This is a genomic window from Streptomyces sp. P9(2023) (assembly GCF_032436795.1).
Classification (GTDB): Bacteria; Actinomycetota; Actinomycetes; order Streptomycetales; family Streptomycetaceae; genus Streptomyces.
Window position 1 is genome coordinate 1 of sequence record NZ_JAUPWM010000747.1, and the last position, 246, is coordinate 246.

1 protein-coding gene is annotated in these 246 nt (G+C 48.4%); it reads left to right on the forward strand.

The features are described 5' to 3' along the window. A partial coding sequence (locus tag Q5762_RS39310; protein WP_315897115.1) for a hypothetical protein occupies positions 1–246 on the forward strand: 246 nt, incomplete at both ends.

Here is a 246-nt window from a genome sequence, read left to right on the forward strand (position 1 = left end):
TCAATAGCAACCAAGCGATTGCCATTGCGAAGCGAACTCACATGCACTTTGAATTTGTGGAGTTCACTCACGTCGGCCACTACATTCCGCTATTGATTGACCGCATCGACACATTGGCGGCTCCTGCTTCCATTCAAGAAGTATTCGAAGTGGAAGTGGAATTTGAGGGGTCTATAGAAAAAGGCGGGTTAACGTGGGAGCAACTTGAGTTAGAGCCCATCACCACCTCGTTTGTGGTGCAAAACC